Source organism: Sphingobacterium faecale (assembly GCF_016746095.1).
Classification (GTDB): domain Bacteria; phylum Bacteroidota; class Bacteroidia; order Sphingobacteriales; family Sphingobacteriaceae; genus Sphingobacterium; species Sphingobacterium faecale.
Genome location: NZ_JAERTY010000050.1, coordinates 1 through 508 on the forward strand (window position 1 = coordinate 1; position 508 = coordinate 508).

At 51.4% G+C, this 508-nt stretch carries 1 pseudogene; it reads right to left on the reverse strand.

What is annotated here, in order from left to right:
* A pseudogene (locus JKG61_RS22825) lies at positions 1–508 on the reverse strand (hypothetical protein); the annotation flags it as partial.

Sequence of the window (508 nt, forward strand, 5' to 3'; positions counted from 1 at the left end):
GGACCCTGCGCTGCAATGCCCGTATCTTTACTACCGATGAACCAGTTACCGTTGGAACCGATCTCAGGGCTAACACCATCTATACCGTTTTTACCTGTAATGGAAGCAATGAAGTCTGCACCGTCCTTACCGTCGTTACCCGGAAGTTCCTGCCATATCTCTAAAGCGGACTTACCGTCTGCTCCTCTGGCACCGACCAAACTCAATAACCAGTCCGATTCACTGCCTTTAAATCCCCCATCAACGGCAATATCGTAGGCAGACTTGCCGTCTGCTCCATCGTTACCCGATGCACCAGTGATAGCTTCGATAAAAGCGGCCCCGTCCTTACCGTTATTCCCCGGTAGGCTTTGCCAAACCTCCAGTGCCGATTTACCCTGCGGACCCTGCGCTGCAATGCCCGTATCTTTACTACCGATGAACCAGTTACCGTTGGAACCGATCTCAGGGCTAACACCATCTATACCGTTTTTACCTGTAATGGAAGCAATGAAGTCTGCACCGTCCT